Genomic DNA, 8155 nt, shown 5'->3' on the forward strand with positions numbered 1-8155 from the left:
GGATCAAGAGTCCGACACCCCGCTTGGGTCTCACTTGGAGTGCGCTTGTGTGAGCTCGCGAGCGTCCCCCTCCGGTCGCGCAGGAGCGAGCTCGCGAGCGTCACGAAGCGCGCCGCCGTCGTCGAACCCGGTCGCCTCGACGCCGACGTGGGGAAGGATGCGATCGAGCCAGGCGGGCAGCCACCAGTTGAGGCGGCCCAGCAGCGCCATGGTCGCGGGGACGAGAACCATGCGGATCAGGGTGGCGTCGAGGAGTACTGCGACGGCCATGCCGAGACCCATCATCTTGAGGACGATGTCGGTCTCCGACGCGAAGCTCAGGAAGACCGCGACCATGATCGCGGCCGCCGTCGTGATCACCCGGCCGGTCTTCGCCAGCCCGTGGATGACGCTGTCACGTGCGTCACCGGTGGCCAGCCACTCCTCCCGAATCCGCGACAGCAGGAACACCTCGTAGTCCATCGACAGCCCGAAGAGGATGGCGAACACCAGGATCGGCACCCAACTCGACACGGCGACAGGATGATCCACTCCGAGCAGCGACAATCCCCAGCCCCACTGGAACACCATCGTGATCACGCCGAAGGCGGCCGCCACCGACAGCAGGTTCATGAATGCGGCCTTCAGCGGGATCACGACCGACCGGAACACGACCATCAGCAGCAGGACCGATGCCGCCACGACGAATCCGATGACCACCCACATCCGCTGCGCCAACATGGACGAGATGTCGTCGAGGTACGCGGTGTAGCCGGTCAGGATGGCGCCGGACGGGAGGTCTGCCCGGATCGCGTCGAGTAGGTCGCCGGTCTCGGCAGCGGCCGGGTCGTGCGCGATCGCGACGGGCACGACGTCGAGCGCGGCGTCGGGGGAGCGGGCGACAGACGCGACCGCGACGACGCCGGGGATGTCGCGGATCTCGTCGAGGGCGGCGGTCAGCGCAGCGTTGCCGACGCGATCCGTCGGTGCCACGATGACGACGTCGGCGTTGGCACCCGCACCGAATTCGGCAGCGAGCAGGTCGTGCGCCTGGCGTGTCGTCAGTTCACTCGACTGCGCACCGGAGTCCTGTGGCCACGTGCGCATCGCGACGGCAGGTGCCGCCAGGGTGAGCATCACGATGAGTGCGATGAGGATCGACGCGACCGGACGTGCGCCGACCGTGGTCGCCCAGCGTGCGGTGAGCGGGAGACGACCGGCCTGACCTCCGGTCACCTCGATGTCGGTGTCACGGGATCGGGCGTGACGGACCGTGCGCGGCAGGATCCGGTCACCGGTCAGTCGGCAGAGTGCCGGGACCACGAGCAGCGTGGCCGCCAGCATCGCGACGACGGCGATCGCGGTCGCGAACCCGAAGGACGAATAGGTCGGCAGGCCCGCGAGGCGCAGGCCCATCAGCGACACCAGCACGGTCGTCGCGGCGAACACCGCCGACCGGCCCGCGGTGGCGACCGAGCGTGCTGCCGCCTCGATCGGTGCGTGGCCACGGCGGACGAACTCGACGTGCCGGCTCACCACGAGCAGCGCGTAGTCGATGCCGACGCCGAGCCCGACCATGCTCGCGACCATCGGGGCCGTCGGACTGACGTCGGTGACGGCGGCGAGCAGGGTGACCCCGGCGGACCCGGCGATGAGTCCGCCGACGGCGGATGCGATCGGCAGACCGGCGGCGACGACGGACCCGAACGCGAACACCATGATCAACAGAGCGATCGCGACGCCGATGATCTCCGCGTGACCCTTGATCGGTGCGGCCGCGGTCTCCGGAAGGGATCCGTTCATCTCTACCCGGAGGCCGTCGGCGCGGGACGGTTCGATCGCGTTCTCCAACGCACTCGCGTCGCCCATCAGATCGGCGTCGGTGACCGGGACGTCGTACCCGACGGTGATCACCGCGGTGTCCCGGTCCGCGGACAGTCGTGGTTCGTCGACGGTGGCGACATGCGGCATCCGGGTCAGGCGTTCGCGCAGCGCGGTTGTCTGGCCGGCCGACAGCGCGCCGTCGTCGGAGTGCACGACGACCCGCGCGAACGCGTTGCCGGCGCCGGGTACGTGCTCCCGCAACATCTCGATGCCGGTCTGCGACGGCGTGCCCGTGACATCCCAGTTCTCCTGGGTCTGGCCGCCGACGGCGGAGGCGAGGCCGAGCAGGACGCCGAGCGCGACGGCGAACCCTACAAGGGCGCGGAACGGGTGCGACGCGCTCGCGTGCCCGATCCGGTAGAGGACGGAGGTGTGCATGTCGATGCCTTTCGATGGGACCGTCTGTCGGCGGGGTGAGAGCAGAGAACTCGCCGGGTGCATCGATAGGGTGTGACCCATGACTTGCGGAACGCTTGGGCGTGACTTGCGGCGGTGCCGCCGGTGCTGCTGAGTCCCAGCGAGATCGACCGGTCGATCACCGAGACGGTCGTCGGCGCGCGGACCGACGTCGCGACCACGATCGCCCAGATCGTCACGACGACGGGCAACACCCTGTTCCTCACCGCGGTGGTCGTCGTGGCGGCGATCGTGTTCACCGTGCGGCGCGCCTACGCCGAGGCGACCCTGATCGGTGTCGGTTCGCTGGTTGGTTACCTGCTGATGGTCGGACTGAAGAATCTGGTGGCCCGCCCTCGTCCGCCGGTCGCCGACCGCCTGATCGACATCGACACCTTCTCGTTCCCGTCCGGTCACGCGATGATGAGCATGATCGTCTACTGCCTGCTGGGCGCCGCCCTGTATCGGACGGTCTTCTGGGTCCGCGCGCATCCGACCGTGTTGCTCATCGCGCCGGTGTGGTCGGTGGCGATCGGGTGCACCCGCGTCTATCTCGGTGTGCACTGGACGACCGACGTCGTTGCCGGCTGGCTGATCGGTGCGGCGTGGGTTGCTCTGTGTCTCTGGCTGTGTCGCCGATGGGCGACCGTCGCGGCCACCGCGCGTCCACCGGTCCGCGCCGGGCGGTAGGCGAATCGCAGCGCCGGTCGAGATGTGCGGGCTACCGTCGGGGTCATGGACTTCTCCCCGTCTCCGCGGTCCGCGGATCTGACCGCCCGCGTCTCGACCTTCATCGCCGACGAGATCACGCCCATCGAAGCCGAGGTGCACCACGACATCGCACGTCGCCGGGAAGCGGGGGAGGAGCGGTGGTCACCGCCGCCGGTCCTTGCCGAGCTGAAGACGAAGGCGCACAAGGCGGGTCTGTGGAATCTCTTCCTGCCGAAGGAGCACGCGGGGCGCTACGCCGTGGATTTCGGCACCGACGGCGGCGAGGGCCTCAGCAACGTCGACTATGCGCCGGTCGCCGAAGCGATGGGATCGAGCATGCTGGCACCCATCGTGTTCAACTGCAACGCCCCCGACACCGGGAACATGGAGGTGCTGCTGCGTTACGGCTCGCAGGCCCAACGCGACCGGTGGCTCGATCCGCTGCTCGACGGCTCGATCCGCAGCGCCTTCTGTATGACCGAGCCCGACGTCGCGTCGTCGGATGCGACCAACATGGCGGCGAGCGCGGTCCTCGACGGCGACGACGTCGTGCTCAACGGCACCAAGTGGTTTTCCACCGGCGTCGGAAATCCGGAGTGCCGGATCCTCATCTTCATGGGGGTCACCGACCCGACGGCCGATCGGCATGCGCGCCACACGATGGTGCTGGTCCCGATCGACACGCCCGGTGTCACCGTCGACCGGATGCTGACCACGATGGGCTACTTCGACGAGCCACTCGGGCACGGTGAGGTGTCCTTCCACGATGTGCGGGTGCCGGCGTCGAACATCCTGCTCGGACCGGGACGCGCTGCCGAGATCGCGCAGGGACGACTCGGTCCCGGCCGGGTGCATCACTGCATGCGGGCCATCGGCCTGGCCGAACGTGCCCTCGAACTGGGCGTGCGACGGGCCACCGAGCGCACCGCGTTCGGCAAGCCGATCGCGAAGCTCGGTGGCAACAGCGAACGCATCGCCGACGCGCGCATCGCGATCAACCGCTCCCGGCTGCTGGTGCTGCATGCGGCGTGGTTGCTTGACCAGGGCATGAGCCGGGAAGCGCTGTCGGCGGTCAGCGAGATCAAGGTCGACGTGCCGAACATGACCCTCGACGTCATCGACATGTCGATCCAGTTGCACGGAGGCGCGGGCCTCACCGACGACTTCCCGCTGGCCGCCGCATGGGTCGGCGCGCGGTCGCTCCGGCTGGCCGACGGCCCCGACGAGGTGCACCGAGGGGTCGTCGCCCGGCTGGAACTCGGCAAGTATCGGTGAGTGGCGGCAGCGTCTGTTCACCAACGGGTAACGTCGCGGCGAGACGTTCTGGAGAGAGGGGTTGTCGGGGTGAGTCATCAGGTGGCGGGAGCGCGTGAGGTGCGCTCGGAGGATGCGTTCGACGTCGAGCGGGTGGCGGAGTGGTTGCGGGCGAACGCCGACGACCCGTCCGGCCTCGACGGAACCCCTGCGGTCAAGCAGTTCTCCGGTGGCGCTTCGAATCTCACGTATCTGCTGAGCTATCCCACCCGCGACCTCATCCTGCGTCGGGCGCCCGGCGGCACCAAGGCGCGCGGTGCGCACGACATGGGCCGCGAGTTCCGGATCCAGTCGAAGCTCTCGGCGGTCCTGCCGTACATCGCGCCGATGGTCGCGTTCTGCGACGACGAGTCGGTGCTGGGCTCCGACTTCTACGCGATGGGCAAGATCGACGGGATCATCGCCGGCACCGAGTTCCCGCCGGAGGTCTCGCTGTCGCCCGAGCAGGCCCGCGAGCTGTGCTTCCACTTCATCGACACCCTCGTCGAACTCCATTCGGTCGATCCGGAGAAAGCCGGCCTGGCCGATCTCGGCAAGGGATTCGGCTATGTGCGCCGGCAGGTCGACGGTTGGTCGGCCCGCTTCCGCAACGCCCGCACCGACGACGTCCCCGACTACGAGGCCGTGATGACCTGGCTCGCCGAGAACCAGCCGGACGACATCGCGAACTGCGTGATCCACAACGATTTCAAGCTGGACAATGTCGTGTTGTCGAACGAGGACCCGACCCGGGTCATCGGCATCCTCGACTGGGAGATGGCCACCCTCGGTGATCCGCTGATGGACGTCGCCGGCTCACTCGCCTACTGGGTGCAGGCCGACGACGACGAGGCCACGCAGGCGATGCGTCGCGTACCGACCAACCTGCCCGGCATGATCACCCGCGACGAGTTCGTCGAACGGTATTGCGAGCGTATGGGTTTCGACATGACCCCGGAGAAGTGGCGTTGGTACGAGGCGTTCGGCCACTTCCGTCTCGCGGTCATCGCCCAGCAGATCTACTACCGCTACTACCACGGGCAGACCACCAACGAGCGCTTCGGTGCGCTCGGCTTCGCCGTGGGCATGGTCGAGAGTCGGCTGAACGCGTTGATATCCGAGTAGCACCCACCCGGAATCCCACCCCGGAAAACCGCCCCGCCGCATGGCGTGTCACCGGCGTGTTGTCGACGACGTCCCTGAGGAGGGCGCATGTCCGGGGCGCATCGCCGGGAAGTGGGCGGCCGGCCTCAGCGCCGCGTCTGCGCCTCCACCCGTGACCTGAGGAACCCGCCGATCTCCCGTGCCACCTCCACGGGCTGGTCGAGCATCGACAACACGGCCGCGTCCTCGATCTCCGCGTAGCGCGCGTTGGGTAGCAATTCGGCGAGCCGCCTGCCGTGATCGGGTGGCATCACACGGTTGTGCGGTGACCACAGCACAAGGCTGTCGCCGCAGAAGCCCCGCAGTGCCTCGGTGTCGCGCACGAGTGCGTCATCGTCGTGTCGCGTCGCCGCATACTTCTCGAGGTCGCGCCGGACACCCGAATCGGTCAGCACGGGGTCGGTCCATCGACGGACCACATCGTCGGCGATCGGTTCGCGGGTCATCCAACCGAACAGCAGCGGCGTCTGCCGTAGCCACCGGATGCGGAGCTGGCGCGCCGCGAGTGCAATCCCGCCCGGCATCTTCGACGCCAGGGTCGCCATCTTGCCGGGCAGTCCGGGTGGAAAGTTCTCGAAGGCCTCGCACGGTAGCACCACCATGGCGCCCACGCGGTCGTCGCGGCCGATCGCGGTCAGGAAAAGTCCTCCGCCCCAATCGGAATGCACGATCGTGGTGTCCTGCAGGTCGAGGGCGTCCAAGAAGTCGGCGAGGACGTGGACCATGTCGTTCAGCTCGAGATCGGCGTCGGGGTTCATCGGTACTCGATGCCCGCCGAGGGGAAGGACAGGCCGCAGGTAGCGAAACCCCTTCGGCAGGAACGGCATGGTGGTGTCCCAGAGCGTCTCGTCCATGAACAGCCCGTGGAGCAGGACGACGGGTGGACCGTCACCGTCCTCGGCGTACTCGATCGGACCTGCCGGCAATCGGACCTGACGCATGGTGCCCTCCCTCGTTTCGGCGACTAGAACATTTGCTCTAGAACGATCACTCTAGAGCAAATGTTCTAGTATGACCATATGCAGACAGATCAGCGGATCGTGGTGGCGATGGCCGAATTGCTGCGTCGACAGGGATACGCCGCGACCGGGATCAAACAGGTCGTGGCGGCGGCGGAGGCGCCCATCGGCTCGGTCTATCATCACTTCCCGGGTGGCAAGCGGGCCGTCGCCGAGGCGGCCCTGCGCCAGTCCGGTGCTGCCTACGGCGAACTCGTCACCGCGCTCCTCGCGCCCCACGACGACCTCGTCGACGGCATCGAGTCGGCCTTCGCCGAGGCCGCGGCGACCATCGAGCAGACGGGGTGGGTCAACATGTGTCCGGTGTCGACGGTCGCCGGGGAGGTCGCCGACGCCGAGCCCGCGTTGCGGGAGGTCTCCGCCGAGGTCTTCGACGAATGGATCACCCAGGGCGTCGGCCTTTTTCGTGAACGGGGACTGTCCGACGACGATGCTCGCTCGCTGATCATCGCCGTGATCACCGCGCTCGAGGGGGCCTTCGTCATGGCGCGCACCCTGCGCTCGGGCGAACCGGTACTCGCGGCCGGCCGGAGTGTCGCGGCGTACGCGCGCACGCTGACGACGCCGGCGACAGTGTCGGCCGGCTGATCAGATGCGGTCCAGGTACTCATCGAGCCGGTCGGTGACGATGAGCCCACGCAGCGACAGTCGCAGCTGCGCAGCGATGTAGGTGTCGATCTCGAACTCGGCGCCGAAATGCCAGTGTTTGAGGGCCCAGGCGTGGGCCAGCATCATCAGGTCGAAGACGACGAGATCGATGTCGACGTCGTTCATGAGTCCGGCCTCGACCCCGGCCTCGACGGCGGCCCGCATCGGGGCGGCGGTCTCGACTTCGAGCTCCTTGCTGCGTTCGCGGCCGTCGGCATCAAGGGTGCGGCTCTCCGGTAGGTGAGCACGACGGCGTCGCAGTTCTCGTCCACGATGCCCGTGTCCTGACGGAAGCCGGCGATCAGTCGCATCACCGGGTCGCCGCCGGCGAGGTCCATCGCCGGCGGCAATTGATCGCGGAACTTCTCGAGGATGTCGATGATCGCCGCCAGGAGGATGTCCTCCTTGCTGCCGAAATACTTGCAGAACAGTCCGACGCTGACCTGCGCCTCGTCGGCCGGCGCCTGCCTCGACATCTGGTGGAAGCCGGTCCGTCCCATCGCGACGATGGCGGCGTCGAGCGGTTGACGTCGGCGGGAGGAGACGCGGACGGCCTTGACGGCCTCGGCGACGTCCACGGAGGTGGTCGACGCGGTGGACGCTGCGCCCACGGATCCGAAGTCCTGATACGCAGAGTGTCACCGATGTCCTGATGCAGAACTGTCACGGTTGTCCCGATACATCACAGGTTGCAGTTGCCGGCGGGATGGCTTAGCATCGAACATACGTTCGATCAACTGGCGGGGGTGAGTATGACCGAGGTGGCTATCGCCGACGGTGTGGCTGAGTCGTTGTCGGAACTGCCGGGCCTGCTCGCCGAGGTGCATGCCGTTGTGGACCGGCTGGGTGAGGCCGATCTGTCCCGGTGCACGGATGCGGAGTTGGTGGGGGTGGCTCAGGCGACGGAGCGGGCGATCAATCGGCTGATGTTTCAGGGCAACCGGCAGGTTCTGGATCTGTCGGATCGGGATGTGCCTCGCGCGATGGGTTTTCGGTCGCTGACCAATTTCATGAACGCCCATCTGCGAATCTCTGAGGTCGGACGCCGCAAAGCGCAACTC

6 protein-coding genes and 2 pseudogenes are annotated in these 8155 nt (G+C 67.7%); 5 read left to right on the forward strand and 3 right to left on the reverse strand.

Annotation, left to right across the window (positions count from 1 at the left end):
* Nucleotides 1-30: 30 nt before the first annotated feature.
* A complete protein-coding gene (locus QSJ19_RS25400) occupies nt 31-2241 on the reverse strand; it encodes an MMPL family transporter (protein ID WP_286323828.1) in 2211 nt (736 codons plus the stop codon).
* 123 nt (nt 2242-2364) lie between these two features.
* Here QSJ19_RS25400 and QSJ19_RS25405 point away from each other — a divergent pair, with 123 nt between their 5' ends.
* From QSJ19_RS25405 to QSJ19_RS25415, 3 genes are all read left to right on the forward strand, one after another.
* Nucleotides 2365-2949, forward strand: coding sequence for a phosphatase PAP2 family protein (locus QSJ19_RS25405; RefSeq protein ID WP_286323829.1), 585 nt, complete (start codon nt 2365-2367; stop codon nt 2947-2949).
* A gap of 45 nt (nt 2950-2994) precedes the next feature.
* Nucleotides 2995-4245 (forward strand): acyl-CoA dehydrogenase family protein, encoded by a 1251-nt coding sequence (locus QSJ19_RS25410; RefSeq protein WP_286323830.1) that lies wholly within the window; start codon nt 2995-2997, stop codon nt 4243-4245.
* Nucleotides 4246-4314: 69 nt separating this feature from the next.
* Nucleotides 4315-5388 (forward strand): phosphotransferase family protein, encoded by a 1074-nt coding sequence (locus tag QSJ19_RS25415; protein WP_286323831.1) that lies wholly within the window; start codon nt 4315-4317, stop codon nt 5386-5388.
* A 125-nt stretch (nt 5389-5513) separates the two neighbouring features.
* Here the strand turns inward: QSJ19_RS25415 and QSJ19_RS25420 are convergent, their stop codons facing one another.
* A complete protein-coding gene (locus QSJ19_RS25420) occupies nt 5514-6368 on the reverse strand; it encodes an alpha/beta fold hydrolase (protein ID WP_286323832.1) in 855 nt (284 codons plus the stop codon).
* A gap of 78 nt (nt 6369-6446) precedes the next feature.
* On the opposite strand from QSJ19_RS25420, the gene QSJ19_RS25425 reads away from it, so the two are divergent.
* Nucleotides 6447-7034: a TetR/AcrR family transcriptional regulator gene (locus tag QSJ19_RS25425; protein WP_286323833.1), complete on the forward strand. Its 588-nt coding sequence runs from the start codon at nt 6447-6449 to the stop codon at nt 7032-7034.
* Here QSJ19_RS25425 and QSJ19_RS25430 read toward each other — a convergent pair.
* Nucleotides 7035-7705: pseudogene (locus QSJ19_RS25430) on the reverse strand (TetR/AcrR family transcriptional regulator).
* A 150-nt stretch (nt 7706-7855) separates the two neighbouring features.
* Here QSJ19_RS25430 and QSJ19_RS25435 point away from each other — a divergent pair.
* Nucleotides 7856-8155 (forward strand): annotated as a pseudogene (locus QSJ19_RS25435) (HNH endonuclease); the annotation flags it as partial.

The organism is Gordonia sp. ABSL11-1 (assembly GCF_030315685.1).
Classification (GTDB): Bacteria; Actinomycetota; Actinomycetes; order Mycobacteriales; family Mycobacteriaceae; genus Gordonia.

What these genes read in the sequence shown, in the direction of transcription:
- QSJ19_RS25420 (WP_286323832.1), bottom strand. Translation starts at nt 6,368, where the DNA reads ATGCGTCAGGTCCGATTGCCGGCAGGTCCGATCGAGTACGCCGAGGAC.
- QSJ19_RS25400 (WP_286323828.1), bottom strand. Translation starts at nt 2,241, where the DNA reads ATGCACACCTCCGTCCTCTACCGGATCGGGCACGCGAGCGCGTCGCAC.
- QSJ19_RS25410 (WP_286323830.1), top strand. Translation starts at nt 2,995, where the DNA reads ATGGACTTCTCCCCGTCTCCGCGGTCCGCGGATCTGACCGCCCGCGTC.
- QSJ19_RS25425 (WP_286323833.1), top strand. Translation starts at nt 6,447, where the DNA reads ATGCAGACAGATCAGCGGATCGTGGTGGCGATGGCCGAATTGCTGCGT.